The organism is Ruegeria sp. AB5, assembly GCF_056542645.1.
Map to the genome: position 1 here is coordinate 194,224 of NZ_JBQGAE010000005.1, position 17,569 is coordinate 211,792.

Here is a 17,569-nt window from a genome sequence, read left to right on the forward strand (position 1 = left end):
AGCCGGACAAAACACCGAAGCCCAAACAAACCGCCGGTGGCCAAAGCCCCGGCGGTATTTTGTTGGGCTATTCGCTTTGGTTTGCGATCAGATCAACGGACACGATGACGTTGAAGCCCAGGGACTCCTCGGTCGGTTGGGATGTGCCGACGTTGTAGTCCATTCGGTTCAGTTCCAATGTGCCGGACATGGTTGCGGTGCCGTCCTCCATTTCCAGGGTAAACGGCAGAACAACATCCACCGAATTGTCTCGGATTGTCAGAGGGCCACGCGCCTCATAGCCGTTTTCCGTTTTGAACAGGTCGGCTTTGAATTGCGCCGTGGGAAATTGCGTGCTGTCGAAGAAATCTGCGCCCATGGCTTGGTCCGTGACCGTCCCAAGGCTCAGTGACTCGATGGCGATGACAACATCAACGGACCCCGCAAGGCCCGGCTCAGTCGGGTCTTCAAACGCTATTGCGGCTGTCCATTCGCTGAAACTGCCGGTTACAGGACTGCCCAACTGCGAGATTGTGATCGACAAGGTACCTTCCTGAACCTCCCAGTCTGATTGAACCTCGCCGAGTTCCACAGCCTCGACGGCGCCTTTCGAGTGATCGTCAAAGACGCCGATCGACCAACCACCGACAAGAACAGCGCCCCAAATTGCCAAAGCGGCAAAAGCAGGCACGGCAGAGTGATGCTGGGCTGGAGGTTCCGGCGCATCCGAACGGCCCGGCAGCATCCGGCGCAGGGTGCTGTCTTTGTCGACGATATGGTGTTTCAGGGCGCCTGCTATGTGCAGGGCCAGCGATCCGGCAAGAACCCAGATGAACAACCAATGCAGGGCCGCTGTCAGTTCAGCCAGATAGGCGGATTTAGGGACGAATGGCAGGTTTTGACCAAACGGCCACCAGATGGGCGCGAATCCCTCGGCAGCTGCGTGATGAATCCAACCGGTCAGGGGCACCAGAACAAGTGAGGCATAAAGCATCCAGTGCACGGTTTCGGCGGCAAAGGCTTCGGGCTTGTTCTCAGCGTTCAGCAAACCGGGCTTTGTCTGGGTCAGCGCCCAAAGGATACGTGCCATCGCGACAAAGAACACGGTAACCCCCACTGTTTTGTGCAGTGAGAAAAGTGCTGCGGCCCTGGCGATATCCCCTTCGTCAGTCGGGATGGCAGGATCGTAAATCGTGTGGGCCAGAGTGTTGGCAAACCAGCCCAGCGGCAGGGCTGTCAGGATCAACAATGCAGTCAACCAATGGAAAGTCTTGGTTACGCTGCCGTAGCTTGAGAAAGTATTGGTCGAGGGCATTGATTGAACGCTCCGGATTCGATTGGCTACGACGAACCTAAAGGCAGCGGGAATTGACACAAGTCCGACCACACGCACAGTCATAGTGCCCGAATGCAGAGCGCAGGCCCTACTTGTGCCGCGCGTTGACACGGTTTACACCCCGCCGCAACCTGACGTCATCCAAGAGGTTGCAATGACACGCGCGTTCGTTTTCCCGGGGCAGGGCGCCCAGACCATAGGCATGGGCAAAGCTCTGGCCGAGGCATACCCGGCCGCTCAGGCCATCTTTGACGAGGTGGACGACGCGTTAGGCGAAAAGCTAAGCCATCTGATCTGGGACGGCGACATTGCAGACCTTACGCTGACGCAAAACGCGCAGCCGGCGCTTATGGCAACTTCAATGGCCGTGATGCGCGCGCTTGAGGCAGAAGGTGTCTCGGTGACGGATGCGGCTTTCGTGGCGGGGCATTCCTTGGGAGAGTATTCGGCACTGGCCGCTGCCGGGGCGCTATCAGTGGCAGATACGGCCCGTTTGCTGCGCACCCGCGGTGAAGCCATGCAAAGCGCTGTGCCGGTCGGCGTGGGTGCAATGGCGGCTATCTTGGGTTTGGACCTCGCGGCAGTGCGTGCCGTGGCCGAGGAGGCTGCGCAGGGAGACGTCTGTCAGGCCGCCAACGACAATGATCCGACGCAGGTCGTTGTCTCGGGCAGCAAAGCCGCCGTTGAACGCGCGGCCGAAATTGCCAAGGAAAAAGGGGCCAAGCGGGCGGTGATGCTACCGGTCAGTGCGCCGTTCCACTGTGCGCTGATGCAACCGGCCGCTGATGTGATGGCCGAAGCGTTGGCTGCGGTCGAAATCAAGGCGCCCGCAGTTCCTGTGATTGCCAATGTACGGGCCGAAGCGGTCAGCGATCCCGTTCTGATCCGTCAATTGCTGGTCGAGCAGGTCACCGGTTCGGTTCGGTGGCGCGAAACTGTGCAGTATATGGCGGCGCAAGGCGTTACCGAGACCTGGGAAATCGGAGCGGGCAAGGCTTTGTCAGGCATGATCCGCAAGATCGACCAGGCTATTGCAGGCATGGCCGTAAGCACTCCGGAAGATGTTCAAAAGGTCCTTGGGGCCGAATCGTAAGCTATGAACGCGCCGGTTTTGGGCGCCTCACGAGGAAAACAGAATGTTTGATTTGACAGGTAAGAACGCGCTGATCACGGGCGCTTCGGGCGGGATCGGGGGCGATATTGCACGAGCCCTGCACCGCGCCGGTGCCACGGTTGGTCTGTCCGGTACACGGGTCGAACCCTTGCAGAAACTGGCAGATGAATTGGGCGAACGCGCCCATGTGTTGCCCTGCAACCTCAGCGATGCGGACGCTGTCGAGGCGTTGCCAAAGCAAGCGGCCGAAGCGATGGGGTCGGTCGACATTCTTGTCAACAACGCTGGTATTACCCGCGACAACCTGTTCATGCGCATGACCGATGACGAGTGGCAGAGTGTCATCGATGTCAACATGACCTCGACCATGAAGCTGTGCAAAGGCGTGATCCGCGGCATGATGAAAGCGCGTTGGGGCCGGATCGTGAATGTGTCGTCCGTCGTGGCGGCCATCGGCAACCCGGGACAAGCAAATTATGCCGCGTCCAAGGCGGGAATGATCGGCTTTTCCAAGGCCCTGGCGCATGAAGTTGCGACGCGCGGTATCACAGTGAATGCTGTGGCGCCGGGCTTTATTACGACGGCGATGACAGAGAAGTTGACTGATGAACAGAGAAAAGGTTTGCTGCTGAAGGTTCCGGCAGGTCGCATGGGCGATCCCGAGGAAATCGCGGCAGCCGTTCTGTATCTGGCCAGCCCCGAGGCCGGATACGTGACCGGCAGCACCTTGCATGTAAACGGCGGCATGGCCATGTTGTGAGCGCAGCCCAAGGCAGGCGCGAAAGCGTTTGCCTTGCGCGTCGACTGTGCTATAGGCGGCGCATAAATGCTGGGGCCGGACGTATCGGACGGCCCTAAAGTTGCCCGGTCAGCCGGGAGCCAAACCGCCCGGAACGGGCAAACCAAGTCCATCCCGAGCGGGCAAGGGCAGAACCGGGCGGACCGCCCTGAAAAAGAATGAGGAATAGACATGAGCGACGTCGCAGATCGCGTTAAGAAGATCGTTGTTGAGCACCTGGGTGTTGAAGAAGACAAAGTAGCGGAAAACGCTTCGTTCATCGACGATCTGGGCGCGGACAGCCTGGACACCGTTGAACTGGTCATGGCCTTCGAAGAAGAGTTCGGCATCGAGATTCCTGATGACGCAGCCGAGACCATCCAGACTTTTGGCGACGCCGTCAAATTCATCTCGGAAGCGTCCTAAGCGCTTCTAATCCGACAAAAACGGCGCTTCCGGGCAACGGAGGCGCCGTTTTTTTGTGCCCGCCCAAAATTCAGGCTTGCGTGGGGCCTTTTCGCTTCGCACTGTTTCCTCTGAGGCATAATTCAAGGTGGGCAGGGCATGATAAGATCCACCCCAATGATAAATACAGCGCGTCTGACACTGTGTGCGATGCGCCCCGAGGACTTTGAGCGGTTCGCTGAAATCTGGCGGGACCCGTGTGTGACGCGTCATATCGGCGGCGCGCCGCGTTCGCGTGGCGAGGCGTGGGATTCGTTTCTGCGCAATGCAGGACATTGGCAGATGGCCGGTTTCGGACAATGGGGCGTGTTGCAGCAGTCGAATCGCAAACTGATAGGCCAGGCTGGGTTCTTCTACGGAAACCGCGCGATGGGAGAGGATTTTGACATTTACCCTGAGGCGGGGTGGGTGCTCGCGCCCGAAGTTCAGGGCCAAGGGCTGGGTTACGAGGCTGCTCAGGCCGCTCATGACTGGTTTGACCGTATCATGCCGGGTAAATTGGTGGCGATGGTGAACGCAGCCAATCAATCCTCGCAGAAACTGGCGAAAAAGCTGGGCTACGTGGTGATGCGAGAAGCACAGTTCAATGGCACCCAGGTCCGTCTGCTGCGTCGCAACGGACCGCCTGCGCGGGCGTAAGTCCGCCTGTCGGCGTACATGCCGCAAATCAACCAAACTGTGCCGATCCCGGTCAAACAGGTTCAATTTGCTGCGGCTATGCTATTGTAGATTTTCAGGGCGATTGGGCGGAGGAGACAGCTCATGAGGATTTACCCCACAATGGAACTGCAGAATGGTCGCTGTGTCACGTTGGACAAGGGCCGTTTGGAAGATGCGATGATCTGGCACGTGAACCCGGTCGAAACTGCGCGTGGTTGGGCCGAGGCCGGGGCCGAATGGATGCATCTGACGGATTTTGACGCCGTCGAAGGCCGCAATACCAACTCTGAGCTGGTCGAAGAGATCATCCGGTCTGGTGAAATCCCCGTTCAATTGGCGGGTGGCATGCGCACACGGGAACAGGTCGAGCATTGGATCGACAAGGGCGCGGGTCGGATCGTGATCGGAACGCTTGCCGCCCGAGACCCGAATTTGGTCAAGGAATTGGCAAAGCTCTATCCCGACCAGATCGTACTGGCCGTTGATGTCTGGAAGGGTTTTGTCATGACCGATGGGTGGCGCAGCCAGAGCGCGTTTACCCCCGAAGCGTTCATTGACGCTTTCGAGGGTACGCCGTTCGCCGCCATTGTCGTAACAGATATTGATAGCGACATGGAGGATGTCGAAGCTCAGCTGGGTTTGATCTCAGGATTGGCTCAGCATTCGCGGACTCCTGTCATTGCAAGCGGCGTTGTGCGCACGGCGGACGATGTTTCCCGGCTGACATACATCCCCAATATCTCGGGCGCTTTGGTCGGTCGGGCGTTGTTCCGCAAAACGGTGGAACTGTCAGAGGTTTTGGATGTTGCCTCTGCCGCGCACGAACCGGTTGCACAGTTCCAGTAGCAGTTCGCCACTATTTTGAATCCGCCTTGTTGTTGGTCGCAACAGGGCGGATTTGATTTTTTTTGAACGGTTCAGTTGCTCAAAACCGGACGCGACAGAAGGATGCCGAAACCGTGGCTCTTGCCCCCGGACCCCGGGCCGGGGTATGAGCGGTTCTCATAACAGGAAGCAGGCAAGAGGCACTTCATGCGCAGAGTCGTTGTAACCGGTCTGGGATTGGTCACTCCTTTGGCCAGTGGGGTCGAGGAAACCTGGTCACGGCTGCTGGACGGAGAATCCGGCGCTGGCCCAATCACGCATTTCGATGCCAAGGCAAGTGGTGTCACCACGACATATGCCTGCGAAGTTCCCCGCGGGGACGGAACCAACGGAACGTTCAACCCTGATGACTGGATGCCGCCGAAAGAGCAGCGCAAGATCGAGGACTTTATCCTGTACTCTATCGCTGCGGCCGAAATGGCGTGCAAGGATGCGGGCTGGACGCCCGAGGACGAAGAAGACCGTCTGCGCACCGGTGTTTTGATCGGATCGGGCATTGGTGGTCTCGGTTCGATTGCCGATACAGCCAACCTGATCCGGGACAAAGGCCCGCGTCGGGTGTCTCCGTTCTTCATTCCCGGCGCGTTGATCAACTTGGCCTCGGGTCAGGTGTCTATCCGATTTGGCTTTAAGGGCCCCAACCATTCGGTCGTGACGGCCTGCTCGACCGGTGCTCACGCGATTGGCGACGCAAGCCGCATCATCCGCGCAGGTGACGCGGATGTCATGATTGCCGGGGGTGGTGAGGGCTGTATCTGCGAGATTGGCATTGCAGGCTTCAACGCGTGCAAGGCACTGTCGACCAAATACGCCGACGACCCCAAGAAAGCCAGCCGGCCCTATGATGTGGACCGCGACGGGTTTGTCATGGGGGAAGGCGCCGGCATCGTGGTTCTGGAGGATTACGAGCACGCCAAAGCGCGCGGTGCGAAGATTTATGCCGAGGTTCTGGGCTACGGCATGTCGGGTGACGCGTATCACATCACCGCGCCGTCGGAGGATGGCGATGGGGCAGAACGCTCGATGAAGGCTGCGTTGCGCAGTGCTGGTCTGGAACCCAAGGATCTGGACTATATCAACGCGCATGGCACCTCGACCATGGCGGATACGATCGAACTGGGCGCAGTGGAACGCCTTCTGGGTGAGCATGCCGCAGGCGCTACGATGACCTCGACCAAATCGGCCACTGGCCACCTGCTGGGCGCCGCGGGTGCGATCGAGGGGATATTTTCGATTCTGGCGATCCGTGATCAGGTCGCTCCGCCGACGATCAATCTGGACAACCCGGCCGTTGAAACGCCAATTGATCTGGCGCCGAACGCAAAGCGAGAGCGCGAGATCAACGTGGCCCTGTCGAACTCGTTCGGATTTGGCGGTACCAATGCCAGCGTGATCTTCGGAAAGGTCAGTTAAATGTGGCGGGCCATTGCATCGAACGCGCTGACCATTCTGGTGGTTGGCCTGTTTCTGATGGGCGGTCTGATCCTGTGGGGTCAGACCCAGTACAAGGCCGAAGGCCCGCTGGAAACCGCGATCTGTCTGCAAGTGCAAAGTGGTTCGAATATGACCCGCGTCAGCCGCGACTTGGAGGATCAGGGTGCGATCAGCAGCGCCACGATCTTCCGCATGGCGGCAGACTACACCGACCGGTCCCAGCAGTTGAAAGCGGGCAGCTTTCTGGTGCGCGAAGGCGCGTCGATGGAACAGATCATCGATGATATCACCAGCAGCGGTGCCAGCACATGTGGGTCCGAGATCGAGTATCGGATTGGCGTGACCCGTGCACAGACCCGTGTCCGCGAGTTGAATCCCGCGACGCTGGATTTTGACGAGATTGCCTCGTTCGATATGGCTGAAGAAGAACCGCCAGCGGCGTATTTGGAGAAACGCGAAGAGGCCGACACGCGCTATCGAGTGTCGCTGGCTGAAGGCGTGACCTCGTGGCAGGTTGTTGACTCGTTGAAAGCCTTTGAGGCATTGAGCGGCGAAGTGACCGAAATCCCGGCCGAAGGGTCACTGGCACCGGACAGCTATGACGTTGTCTCTGGGCAGGACCGGAACGACATCATTCGGGCCATGCAAGAGAAGCAGCAACTGCGGATCAACGCAGCTTGGGAGAACCGGCAGGAAGGTCTGCCACTGCAAAGCCCCGAGGAAATGCTGATCCTTGCCTCGATCATCGAAAAGGAAACCGGTGTTTCGCAAGAGCGGGGTCAGGTCGCGAGTGTATTTGTGAACCGACTGAACCAGGGTATGCGTTTGCAGACAGACCCAACCGTGATCTACGGTGTGACCAAAGGCCAAGGCACGTTGGGTCGAGGATTGCGGCGCAGTGAATTGAACCGTCCAACCCCTTGGAACACCTATCAAATCGACGGTTTGCCCCCAACACCGATAGCAAACCCCGGTCAAGCCAGTCTTGAGGCAGCCGTTGCCCCCGACAACACGGACTACATCTTCTTTGTTGCTGACGGCACCGGAGGCCACGCGTTTGCCGAGACTTTGCAGGAACACAACCGCAATGTCGCGAAATGGCGTGAGATCGAGGCTGAAAGGAACTCGGGCAACTAAAAAAACAGCGCCAAAACTGGCGCTGTTTTTTGTTTGCGATCAAGCCGCGGGTTTGCGACGCGACCGCCGCCGTTTGAATTGCGTTGGTTTGGAACTTCCGTTCGCGGGCTTTGGTTTGAAACCCCGGCGACGGTTGTTTTGCCGGCGCGCCGGGCGATCAACCTGAACCGCTTCGGGCAGGGTGCCGCTGGCCACCGGGATGTCGATCTTCATAAGTTTCTGAATCTGGCGCAGCAGATCGACCTCTTCTGGGGAGCAGAAGGCAATGGCTTCACCTTCGCGACCGGCCCGTGCCGTGCGGCCAATACGGTGGACATAGTTGTCCGGAACTTCGGGCAAGTCGTAGTTGATCACATAGGCGACGCCCGGAATGTCGATTCCGCGTGCGGCGACATCCGTGGCAACCAGCACGTTGATCTCTCCGGCGCGGAAGGCTTTGATCGCACGATCACGCTGTCCCTGGCTTTTGTTGCCGTGGATCGACGCGGCGTTGTAGCCATCCTCAACCAAACCCTTCATGAGTTTCTCGGCCCCGTGTTTGGTGCGCGAGAAGACGAGGGTCAGGGCGTCGGTATCCTGCGACAGGATTTCACGCAGTTTGCCGGGCTTTTGCGGCTTGCTGACAAAGTGAATCGACTGGGTGATCTTGTCGGCCGCCTTGCCCGGAGGCGAGACCTGTACCCGCTGTGGGTTTGTCAGATAGGCATTGCTGAGCTCTTCCATCTGCTTTGGCATGGTGGCCGAGAACAGCATGGTCTGGCGTGGGGTGCCCAAAGCAGGCGCGATCTTGCGGAGCGCGTGGATGAAACCCATGTCCAGCATCTGGTCAGCTTCGTCCAACACCAGATGGCGGACCGAGCCAAGATCGACGGCTTTGCGTTCCATCAGATCGATCAAACGTCCAGGTGTGGCGACCAGAATGTCTGTGCCACGCGACAGAAACATGATTTGCTTGTTGATCGATTGCCCGCCAACCACGGTGGCAACACGCAGCTTGGTCTTTTTTGTCAGGTTGCGAAGGCTGTCGGCGATCTGGTTCACCAATTCGCGCGTTGGCGCAAGGATCAGGGCTTTGGCGGTTTTTGGGTCAGGCTTGCCCGGCTGGGCCAGCAGGTGATCGATCAGGGGCAGGCCAAACGCCAGGGTTTTACCTGTGCCTGTCTGGGCGAGGCCCAGAATGTCGTGCCCATTCAAGGCCAACGGAATGGCCTGGTTCTGAATGGGTGTAGGTTGTGAGAAGTTCGCGCGTTTCAGAGCGTCATTCAGGGCTGGCGCAAGGCCAAGCATGTCGAAGTCGAACAAATAACTATCCTTTGCTGCCCGAGGCTTTGGCCGACGGGCAAGTCGTAATGGGCCGCATCAGCGACCGGCAGGGGTTGTGCGAGACCTCGGGATGCGCAGGCGAGTCCTGCGGCATCTGGCCGTCGCGTCAAGAACCCTGCGTGAAGGGGAACTATGGGATGGATCGGGCGCTGTGGGGCGGGGAGGTCCCGCCGATGCTCACGCGTCAGCGCTGTGTTTGAGGGGCAGATGAAGGTTCTTGAGAGGAATGTCAAGGACAGGTGCGGGTTGCCGCCACCGGCACTGCGTCGGATCTGTAACGGAGGTTGCATATTCAGCACATTTTTCTGCTGGCCTTCATGTTCGGTTTAGGTCATCGATCAGCTGAACATGATCGGGACAGAGACCTGTTCATGCGTGACCATCTGTAGATTTCAGGATGCGCGATGACGACCAGAGGCATGCCTAGTCCAAGTTTAAGAGTTGCCAGCATTGCACTGGTTTTTGGTGGCATGATGTGGGGGCTCTATTGGGTTCCCGTCCGGTACTTTGTTGATCAGGGGCTTAACGGCGCTTGGACCGGTATCGTGATGTATTCGGCGGCGATCGCGGGACTGCTGCCCTTTCTGTGGAAAGGCAGGGCCGCCCTGATCCGGAATTGGCGCGACCTGATCATCAGCGGTGTGTTTACCGGCGCAGCATTCGGCTTGTTCACAATCAGTCTCGTCCATACCGATGTGGTCAGGGCGATCCTGCTGTTCTATCTGACCCCGGTCTGGGGCACGATTGTCGGGGTCATTTTTCTGGGCGAGCGCCTGAACCCTTTTCGTATCCTGTGCCTTTTGTTCGGGCTTGGAGGCATGGTTATTGTGTTGGGGGGCGATCAGGCGTTTCCCTGGCCAGACAATTCCGGTGACTGGTTGGCCCTGATTTCGGGTCTGGCCTGGGCGATTGGATCGCTGGGGCTGTATCGTGCGTCTGGCATCACCGTCACAGGGCAGGTATTCGCATTTCTGACGGGCGCCTTGTTGTTGTCCGTCATCAGTCTGGCGTTCAGTGGCGGAGCATCGGTGTCGGTCTTCGAGGGCTCATTCGCGTCGGGCATATTGCCGGTTGCGGTGCTGTCTGTCTTTTACACGTTGCCCATGATCTTTCTAACGATTTGGCCTGCAACCCAGTTGACCCCTGCGCGGGTTGGGTTGCTGCTGATGAGTGAAGTTGTCGTGGGCCTTGTCTCTGCGGCGATCTATTCGGGCGAGCCGTTCGGCCTGCGTGAGCTTTTTGGCGCTTCGCTGATCGTCACTGCCGCGTTTCTGGAAATCGTTCGGGGGTGACGATTGTCGCGGTGTCGTGCGGGCAGATCGTAAAGGCGGCGTACGGTCCCTGTTGCGCTTGTGTTGCGTAAAACATTGACTTTGCGTACTTTTTGAGATAGGTGTTGTGTCATGCTAGAAGAAGTGGGCAACGGCCCCGGGGTAACTCCCGGCGGCCGTTTTTCGTTTCTCTCGTGCGGAGAAAACTCACGCATGAGGTCAATACGCAAACATGACTTTAATTACCCCGGAAGAGCGGATTTCCCAGACGGCTGACTTGTTGCGGTCGCTCGAGACATCCATTCGCGATCTGCGCAAAGCAGCGGAAGAACTGCGCAGGCAGATCGGTGCCGGGGAGGATGCAGATCTTGCAGGTACAGGCAAGCAACTGGGGCAGCTTGAGGGGCTGATCCGAAGTTGCCAAAAAGTGGAGACAAGCTTTGTCGAACAACATCACAGACAAGCCGGAATTGCCCAAGGGGGCTACGCGCTCGACCTTGATCGGGCACGATCTGAGATCGGGTGCAGGCTGGCTCGCCTCCGCGCCTGCTGCGGTGCAGGACAGATTTCTGAGTGAGATCGGGGAGGGGGGGCTTTGCGCCCTCCCTTTCCTGTTTGAGTTTTGGGCGCTGCCGCATCAGTTGCCGCCCGAGGGCGACTGGCGGTCATGGGTGATCATGGGCGGGCGCGGGGCTGGCAAGACCCGCGCCGGGGCCGAATGGGTGCGGTCTGTAGTCGAGGGGTCTTTGCCGTTGGACAAGGGGGCGGCCCGTCGTGTGGCCTTGGTCGGTGAGACCTTTGATCAGGTGCGCGATGTGATGATTTTCGGCGATAGCGGGATATTACAGTGTTCACCGCCGGATCGGCGGCCCACGTGGAAAGCGTCGGAGCGCAAGTTGGTCTGGCCCAACGGGGCCGAGGCGCAGGCGTTTTCAGCGCATGACCCTGAGGGGTTGCGGGGGCCGCAATTCGATGCGGCCTGGGTGGATGAGCTGGCCAAGTGGAAAAAGGCCGGGGAGACCTGGGATATGTTGCAATTTGCGCTGCGACTGGGGGATCAGCCTCGGGTCTGTGTGACGACCACGCCGCGCAATGTGAAGGTTCTGAAGGATTTGCTGGCGTCGCCCTCCACGGTGCAAACCCATGCGCCGACCGAGGCGAACCGGGCCAATCTGGCGGGCTCGTTTCTGGCCGAAGTGCGCGCGCGCTATGCCGGTACACGGCTGGGGCGGCAGGAGTTGGACGGGGTGTTGCTCTCGGATGCCGACGGCGCGCTGTGGACCGGATCGATGCTGGAGGTGGCGCGCTGTGCGCGGGTGCCCGAGTTGGACCGCATCGTTGTGGCGTTGGATCCGGCGGTGACGGCGGGGGCGGATGCGGATGCCTGCGGGATCGTGGTCGTGGGGGCTCAGGTGCAGGGGCCGCCCGAGGAGTGGCGGGCCTATGTGCTGGCCGACCGGACTGTGCAGGGCGTGGGCCCGGCGGGCTGGGCGCAGGCGGCGATCGATGCGATGGATGAATTCGGAGCCGAGCGGCTGGTGGCCGAGGTCAATCAGGGCGGGCAACTGGTGGAAGAGGTGGTGCGGCAGGTGGACCCTCTGGTCCCTTATCGCGCGGTACGGGCGTCTCGCGGCAAGGTTGCACGGGCCGAACCTGTGGCGGCCCTGTACGAACAGGGGCGGGTAAGCCATGTGGCGGGGCTGGACGCGCTGGAGGAACAGATGTGCCAGATGACCGCGCGCGGGTTCGAGGGGCAGGGCTCACCCGACAGGGTCGATGCGCTGGTCTGGGCGTTACATGAGCTGGTTGTGGGGCCTGCAGGGGCGAATCGGCGGCCGAGGGTAAGGAGTTTGTAACTGTCGCAGTCAAGCGGTTGAACGAAATCTCTCCAAATCGGAGAAACCATCTCAACGTCCAAAAGATCTACTAAGCTATGATCTACCCCCTAAATACACTTAGCTTTTTGGTGTGGTGAAATTAGTTGGCGTTACTTGCTCTGCCCAACTTAGCAGGATTCCCCGATGCTACGTTTTTCAATTTAGTTTAAATCTTTCTGAGCTGTTCTTGGTACTCTGTAGGCAGTAGGTCTTCAGCATCGCGTGCGGCTCGTGCCACCCGCTGGTAGTATCCGTCGAAACTTTTTTTGTAGTCGTCGATAGTGTTCATTTCTTTGTGCAACACATAGCGTAGGTCGCACAGAACTTCGTAGATCTCGATTATCTTATCGTCTTGTTCGCTCATTATTTGTTTCTCAAGTTTGACTGATGGGAAGACAGATTTTCTCCATGCAGTTCGGAAACGCAATTGAATTGCAAAAAAACACTTTGCTTTCCAGTTTTTCAAGTTGTTTTGTCATTCAACTTTGTACTGAAACTACAAACTGGCGTCTTCTTTGACCTACCCGTTGCCCAACCCCCGTACGCCCCATTCCCAAGGCTTAAACTTCTTTCCGTCATAACTCCTTTCAACAAGCCGGGCAGAGCGGCGGTAGAAAGGAGCACAGATGGTATTCGATTTCTTGCGTCGTGGATCGGCTGATGAGGCGCCCGAGGCGAAGGCGAGCGCGGCGGGGCCTGTGGTGGCGTGGCAGACGGGCGGGCGCGTGGCGTGGAGCCCGCGGGATGCGGTGTCGCTGACGCGGACGGGGTTTGCGGGGAACCCGGTGGGGTTTCGCTCGGTCAAGTTGATTGCCGAGGCGGCGGCGGCGTTGCCATTGGTGCTGCAGGATCAGGTGCAGCGGTTTGATACCCATCCGATCCTGTCGTTGATACGGCGCCCGAATGCCGCACAGGGACGGGCAGAGTTGATGGAGGCCTTGTTCGGGCAGTTGCTGCTGTCGGGCAACGCCTATGTCGAGGCGGTGCAGGCCGAGGAAGGGCTGCCGGTTGAGCTGCATGTGCTGCGATCTGACCGGATGAGCGTGGTGCCGGGGGCGGATGGGTGGCCCAAGGCGTATGACTATGCGGTCGGTGGCAAAAAGCATCGGTTTGCAGCGGAAAACATCTGTCATATCAAGTCGTTCCACCCGCAAGACGATCATTACGGGTTTTCGCCGATGCAGGCGGCGGCGATGGCGATTGATGTGCATAACAGCGCATCCAGATGGTCGAAATCGCTGCTGGACAATGCGGCGCGGCCTTCAGGGGCGCTGGTCTGGAAGGGCGGTGATGGCCATGGGGTGATGGCCGAGGATCAGTTCCGTCGTCTGTCCGATGAGATTGAGCAGAACTATCGCGGGGCGCGCAATGCTGGTCGTCCGATGGTTCTGGAAGGAGGCCTGGATTGGAAGCCGATGGGCTTTTCGCCCTCGGACATGGAGTTCCAGAAGACCAAGGAAGCCGCCGCCCGCGAGATCGCGCTGGCCTTTGGGGTCCCGCCGATGTTGCTGGGGATCCAGGGCGACGCGACCTATTCGAACTATCAGGAGGCCAATCGGGCGTTTTATCGCCTGACCGTGCTGCCTCTGGTGACGCGGGTGGCGGCGGCGGTGTCGGAGTGGCTGGCGCGGTTCTCGGGTGAGGATTTGGTGCTGAAGCCGGATCTGGATCAGGTGCCGGCGTTGTCAGCGGAGCGCGATGCGCAATGGGCGCGGGTCAATGGGGCCGATTTCCTGAGCGATGCCGAAAAGCGCGCGTTGCTGGGGCTGCCGGAGCGTGGCGATGGGTGACGGATATCCTCCGTTCGACTGCGCGCCGGGCTTGCGTCTGGCCGCGCATGAGCGGGTGGCTGAGATCCAACATGCGCATCTGTGCAGGCGGCTGGATCAGATCGAAGAGATGATGGAGCGGCTGGAGAAGCGGTTGTGGCTGACGGTTTACGGTGTGGCGGCAGTGATCCTGGCGCAGGTGTTTCAGTCGTTCTTGGTAGTAACGCCATAAATACAATGTATTGCATGGAGAAGTTCATGGATTTGGAGCACAAATTTGCGCGGTTCGGTGACGGCTTGTCCGTATCCGAGGACGCCGTGATAGCGGGCTATGCCAGCCTGTTCGGTCAGGTCGATCAGCGCAGCGATGTGGTGCAGAAAGGCGCGTATCGCGGATCACTTGAGGGGCTGGCCACAGCAGGCCAGCGGGTCAAGATGTTGTGGCAGCACGACCCGGCGCAGCCCATCGGTGTCTGGGACGAGGTGCGCGAGGACGACCGGGGCCTGTGGGTCAAGGGGCGCCTGCTGGAAAGCACGCAAAAGGGACGCGAGGCGGCGGAGCTGATCCGTGCAGGGGCTATTGACGGGCTGTCGATTGGCTATCGCACCAAGCAGGCCGTGAAGAATGACAAGGGCCAGCGGCTCTTGACGGAACTGGAGCTGTGGGAGGTGTCATTGGTGACCTTCCCGATGCTGCCCAGTGCGCGGGTGGCGGCGAAGGGGACGGACCCCGAGGCCGAGAACACTTGGCGCAGTATTGCCGAGGTGTTCAGCGACGCCCGGCAGGAGCTGGCGCGGATCTAGCGCGCCTCAATCCCACCCAAGAAGGAAGTGCTGATGAGCAAGACCGAGACCCCGGCCTTGACCGGAGAGGGTGCGCCCCTGGTTCAGGAGGTGAAGCAGGCGATGACTGGCTTCGTGAACGAATTCAAGGGCCTGCAGGCTGAAGTTAAAACCAAATTGCAACAGACAGAAGAGCGACTGACCATGCTGGATCGTAAATCAACCATCGCGGCGCGCCCGCATCTTGCGGCCTCAATCGAGGACGGCGCACCGCATCAGAAGGCCTTTGATGCCTATGTGCGTTCGGGTGAGGATGACGGCCTGCGTGGGCTTGAGATGGAAGTGAAATCCCTCTCGAGCGCTGTGAACAGCGATGGTGGGTACCTGATCGACCCGCAGACAGCCGAGATCATCAAATCGGTGCTGAAATCGACGGCTTCTATCCGCTCGATTGCGTCGATCGAGAATGTTGAGGCGAACTCGTTCGATGTACTGATCGACCACACGGATGTCGGCGCAGGTTGGGCCGATGAGAATGCGACCGCGACTGAAACCAGCACCCCGTCTATTGAACGCATCTCGATCCCGCTGCACGAGCTGAGCGCGCTTCCCAAAGCCTCGCAGCGACTGCTGGATGACAGCGCGTTTGATGTCGAGGGTTGGCTGGCCGGTCGTATCGCGGACAAGTTCGCACGTGCCGAGGCCTCGGCCTTTATCAACGGCGATGGTGCGGACAAGCCCAAAGGCATTCTGAACCACGCCAAGGTCGACAACGATGTCTGGGATTGGGGTAGCATTGGCTATGTCCCCACCGGTATCGATGGCGGTGTCGAAGCGGATGCCATCGTGGACGTGGTTTATGCGCTGGGTGCGCAGTACCGGGTCAACGGTACCTTCGTCATGAACTCGAAAACTGCGGGTCTGATCCGCAAGCTGAAAGACAGCGATGGCCGCTTCTTGTGGTCGGACGGTCTGGCGGCTGGTGAGCCGGCACGGCTGATGGGTTATCCGGTGCTGATCGCCGAAGATATGCCGGATGCGGGAACTGACAGTTTCTCGATTGCCTTCGGTGATTTCCAGGCGGGCTATACCATCGCCGAGCGCCCGGACCTGCGCGTGTTGCGCGATCCCTTCAGCGCCAAACCGCATGTCCTGTTCTATGCGACCAAGCGCGTCGGCGGTGATGTCAGTGACTTTGCTGCAATCAAGCTGGTGAAATTCGGCACCGCGTAAAGCGGGCTGAATTCCCGGGGGGCTTTTGCCCCTCGGGGCGGCGGGCGCGGGTCGGGGTGAGATCCCCTGCGTTGTCTAGCTGCTCCCCTCCGTCCGAGCAACGTGGGGCGGCGCGTGCCCGTCATTTTCCAAGGATACGGCCCCCGGAGGGGTCCGAGATTGCGGAGTGAATGGATGATGTTGATCGAAGAAACCGCCATCGCGGATGCGGCGCTGCCGGTGGATCAGTTCAAGGCGCATCTGCGGCTAGGCACGGGGTTTGCCGAGGGCAATGTGCAGGACGAGGTGTTGAAGGGCTTTCTGCGCGCGGCCATTGCGGCGATTGAGGCGCGCACCGGCAAGGTGCTGATCGAACGCGATTTCTCGTGGAGCCTGAACGGTTGGCGCGATCCAGCAGGTGAAGTGCTGCCGGTGGCCCCGGTGTTCTCGGTTACTGCGGTCACGCTGGCCGATGCGGCAGGGACCGAGACGGTTGTGGACGCCGAAGATTACCGGTTGGAGCGCGACATGCAGCGCCCTCGGTTGCGTCTGGCGGGGTCCTGCTTACGGAGGGTGCAGACCGGGGGATCGGTGAAGATCGTCTTTACCGCCGGGATGGCTGCGGATTGGGGCGGGCTGCCCGCTGATCTGGGGCAAGCGGTGCTGCTGTTGGCGGCGCATTACTACGAATATCGCGATGAGACGGCGCTTGGCGCGGGGTGCATGCCCTTTGGCGTGACCAGCCTGATTCAGCGCTATCGCACAGTGCGCTTTGGCGCAGGGGCGACGCAATGAGCGCGCCGCGACTGAACCGCAAACTGGTGCTGGAGGCTCCGGTGCGCAGCGCGGATGGCGCGGGAGGCTACACCGAAACCTGGGCCGCGCTGGGTTCGCTTTGGGCCGAGGTGATGGCGCGCAGCGGGGCGGAGCGGGCTCTTGGTGGCGCCTCGGTCTCGCGCGTTGGCTACCGGATCGTTGTGCGTGGCGCGCCTGAAGGGTCGAGCATGCGACCCGCTCCGGACCAGCGGTTCCGCGAAGGTGCCCGGCGGTTCGTGATCCGGGCGGTCGCTGAGCGGGACCCGCGCGGCCAGTACCTGACCTGTTTTGCAGATGAAGAGGTGGCAGCATGAGCTATGGCGTTTCATCCGCTTTGCAGGCGGCGGTGTTTCAACAGCTGTCAGGCGACGCGCAGGTCAGCACGCTTTCGGGTGGGGCGATCTATGACGCGGTTCCATCAGGGGTGTTGCCGCAGACCTATGTGACGCTGGGACCGGAGGAGGTGCGAGAGGCATCAGACCGGTCGGGCGCAGGTGCGGTGCACAGATTCACGGTTTCAGTGGTGTCCGAGGCAGCTGGCTTTGGCGCGGCCAAGACGCTGGCAGGCGCGGTGTGTGACGCGCTGGAAGGCGCGGCGTTGTCTTTGGCCCGGGGCCGCCTTGTAGGGCTGTGGTTCGAACGCGCCTCGGCCCGGCGCACGGGAACCGGCGGCGCAATCCGCCAGATCGATCTGAGATTCCGCGCGCGCGTGGAAGACGACTAAGCAATC

The 17,569-nt window shown here is 59.9% G+C and carries 19 protein-coding genes; 16 read left to right on the plus strand and 3 right to left on the minus strand.

Translation table 11 applies throughout. From position 1 onward, the window contains the following. Positions 1-67: 67 nt before the first annotated feature. Positions 68-1,294 (minus strand): cytochrome b/b6 domain-containing protein, encoded by a 1,227-nt coding sequence (locus ACR0L4_RS11660; protein ID WP_480513093.1) that lies wholly within the window; start codon positions 1,292-1,294, stop codon positions 68-70. 175 nt (positions 1,295-1,469) lie between these two features. On the opposite strand from ACR0L4_RS11660, the gene fabD reads away from it, so the two are divergent. From fabD to mltG, 7 genes are all read left to right on the plus strand, one after another. Next, a complete protein-coding gene (gene fabD / locus ACR0L4_RS11665; protein WP_480513095.1) occupies positions 1,470-2,408 on the plus strand; it encodes an ACP S-malonyltransferase in 939 nt (312 codons plus the stop codon). Positions 2,409-2,451: 43 nt separating this feature from the next. Further along, positions 2,452-3,189, plus strand: coding sequence for a 3-oxoacyl-[acyl-carrier-protein] reductase (gene fabG, locus ACR0L4_RS11670; protein ID WP_480513097.1), 738 nt, complete (start codon positions 2,452-2,454; stop codon positions 3,187-3,189). Between the two features lie 210 nt (positions 3,190-3,399). Further along, positions 3,400-3,633, plus strand: coding sequence for an acyl carrier protein (locus tag ACR0L4_RS11675; RefSeq protein WP_008756330.1), 234 nt, complete (start codon positions 3,400-3,402; stop codon positions 3,631-3,633). 138 nt (positions 3,634-3,771) lie between these two features. Then, positions 3,772-4,311 (plus strand): GNAT family N-acetyltransferase, encoded by a 540-nt coding sequence (locus ACR0L4_RS11680; protein WP_480513099.1) that lies wholly within the window; start codon positions 3,772-3,774, stop codon positions 4,309-4,311. Positions 4,312-4,434: 123 nt separating this feature from the next. After that, positions 4,435-5,178: a HisA/HisF-related TIM barrel protein gene (locus tag ACR0L4_RS11685; RefSeq protein WP_170750849.1), complete on the plus strand. Its 744-nt coding sequence runs from the start codon at positions 4,435-4,437 to the stop codon at positions 5,176-5,178. Between the two features lie 186 nt (positions 5,179-5,364). Continuing rightward, positions 5,365-6,630, plus strand: a complete 1,266-nt coding sequence (fabF, locus tag ACR0L4_RS11690) for a beta-ketoacyl-ACP synthase II (RefSeq protein ID WP_480513101.1) — start codon at positions 5,365-5,367, stop codon at positions 6,628-6,630. Further along, the gene (mltG, locus tag ACR0L4_RS11695) at positions 6,631-7,788 is read left to right on the plus strand and encodes an endolytic transglycosylase MltG (protein WP_480513103.1); all 1,158 of its coding nucleotides are present in this window, start codon (positions 6,631-6,633) and stop codon (positions 7,786-7,788) included. Between the two features lie 39 nt (positions 7,789-7,827). On the opposite strand, the gene ACR0L4_RS11700 is transcribed toward mltG, so the two are convergent. Beyond that, positions 7,828-9,090, minus strand: coding sequence for a DEAD/DEAH box helicase (locus ACR0L4_RS11700; RefSeq protein WP_480513105.1), 1,263 nt, complete (start codon positions 9,088-9,090; stop codon positions 7,828-7,830). Between the two features lie 440 nt (positions 9,091-9,530). Between ACR0L4_RS11700 and ACR0L4_RS11705 the strand changes: the two genes are divergently transcribed. Together ACR0L4_RS11705 and ACR0L4_RS11710 are read left to right on the plus strand one after the other, a co-directional pair. Beyond that, a complete protein-coding gene (locus ACR0L4_RS11705; protein ID WP_170750841.1) occupies positions 9,531-10,403 on the plus strand; it encodes an EamA family transporter in 873 nt (290 codons plus the stop codon). 548 nt (positions 10,404-10,951) lie between these two features. Beyond that, complete coding sequence (locus tag ACR0L4_RS11710; protein WP_480513234.1) at positions 10,952-12,238, plus strand: DNA-packaging protein; 1,287 nt, start codon at positions 10,952-10,954, stop codon at positions 12,236-12,238. Between the two features lie 187 nt (positions 12,239-12,425). On the opposite strand, the gene ACR0L4_RS11715 is transcribed toward ACR0L4_RS11710, so the two are convergent. Next, on the minus strand, positions 12,426-12,623 hold the full coding sequence (locus ACR0L4_RS11715; RefSeq protein WP_480513108.1) for a hypothetical protein: 198 nt from the start codon (positions 12,621-12,623) through the stop codon (positions 12,426-12,428). Between the two features lie 262 nt (positions 12,624-12,885). On the opposite strand from ACR0L4_RS11715, the gene ACR0L4_RS11720 reads away from it, so the two are divergent. From ACR0L4_RS11720 to ACR0L4_RS11750, 7 genes are all read left to right on the plus strand, one after another. After that, positions 12,886-14,049 carry a phage portal protein gene (locus tag ACR0L4_RS11720; RefSeq protein WP_170750837.1) on the plus strand — a complete coding sequence of 388 codons (1,164 nt, stop codon included), beginning with the start codon at positions 12,886-12,888 and terminating at the stop codon, positions 14,047-14,049. Beyond that, positions 14,042-14,260, plus strand: a complete 219-nt coding sequence (locus ACR0L4_RS11725) for a GTA head formation protein, RCAP_rcc01685 family (protein WP_170750835.1) — start codon at positions 14,042-14,044, stop codon at positions 14,258-14,260. Before ACR0L4_RS11720 ends, ACR0L4_RS11725 begins: the two co-directional genes overlap by 8 nt. A gap of 14 nt (positions 14,261-14,274) precedes the next feature. Further along, positions 14,275-14,832 carry an HK97 family phage prohead protease gene (locus ACR0L4_RS11730; RefSeq protein ID WP_170750833.1) on the plus strand — a complete coding sequence of 186 codons (558 nt, stop codon included), beginning with the start codon at positions 14,275-14,277 and terminating at the stop codon, positions 14,830-14,832. 33 nt (positions 14,833-14,865) lie between these two features. After that, the gene (locus ACR0L4_RS11735) at positions 14,866-16,044 is read left to right on the plus strand and encodes a phage major capsid protein (protein WP_480513111.1); all 1,179 of its coding nucleotides are present in this window, start codon (positions 14,866-14,868) and stop codon (positions 16,042-16,044) included. Positions 16,045-16,218: 174 nt separating this feature from the next. Further along, on the plus strand, positions 16,219-16,818 hold the full coding sequence (locus ACR0L4_RS11740; protein ID WP_480513113.1) for a head-tail connector protein: 600 nt from the start codon (positions 16,219-16,221) through the stop codon (positions 16,816-16,818). After that, on the plus strand, positions 16,815-17,153 hold the full coding sequence (locus ACR0L4_RS11745; RefSeq protein WP_170750827.1) for a phage head closure protein: 339 nt from the start codon (positions 16,815-16,817) through the stop codon (positions 17,151-17,153). Before ACR0L4_RS11740 ends, ACR0L4_RS11745 begins: the two co-directional genes overlap by 4 nt. After that, positions 17,150-17,563: a DUF3168 domain-containing protein gene (locus ACR0L4_RS11750; RefSeq protein WP_170750825.1), complete on the plus strand. Its 414-nt coding sequence runs from the start codon at positions 17,150-17,152 to the stop codon at positions 17,561-17,563. Before ACR0L4_RS11745 ends, ACR0L4_RS11750 begins: the two co-directional genes overlap by 4 nt. Positions 17,564-17,569: the final 6 nt, after the last annotated feature.